This is a genomic window from Clostridium sp. CCUG 7971, assembly GCF_017590215.1.
Lineage (GTDB): Bacteria > Bacillota > Clostridia > Peptostreptococcales > Peptostreptococcaceae > Faecalimicrobium.
Genome location: NZ_JAFFPK010000248.1, coordinates 1 through 507, shown reverse-complemented (window position 1 = coordinate 507; position 507 = coordinate 1). Strand labels below are relative to the sequence as shown.

The following is a 507-nucleotide window of genomic DNA, read 5'->3' as shown; positions in this document are numbered from 1 at the left end:
AAAATATTTCACAATAGCTGGTATAGTAGGTGTAGTAGTTGTTGTAGGTACAATAGTATTACTTTCAGGACAACTTGCAGTTACAGGAAATAACCCTCCATTTGCATTACCTCAAGCAAACTTAATATCAACACTTACTTCAGGGATTATGTCTGGACAATTACCTTGGCCTATGATTATTGTTGGAGTATTTATGGCTATAGTTTTATATTTCTTAGATTTACCAATAATGACTATTGCTATAGGGTTCTATTTACCAATTGCAACAACTTCTATAATATTAGTAGGAGCATTAATACGTGTATTAGTTGAAAAAACTTCTAAAAATGAAAAAGAGAAAGAAGTTAAAGTTTCAAATGGTATAAGTTTATCATCTGGTCTTGTTGCAGGTGGTTCTATAATAGGATTAGTAGGTATAATATTACAAGTAGTAGGCATCGTAAAAGGAGCTGGACCTAGAGGATTTGCCTCTGGAAATATGATGGCTATAATATTATTAATAGTATT

The 507-nt window shown here is 31.6% G+C and carries 1 protein-coding gene; it reads left to right on the top strand.

The window, feature by feature from the left end:
- On the top strand, positions 1 to 507 hold a 507-nt coding region (locus JWF52_RS19095), incomplete at both ends, for an OPT/YSL family transporter (RefSeq protein ID WP_208335045.1).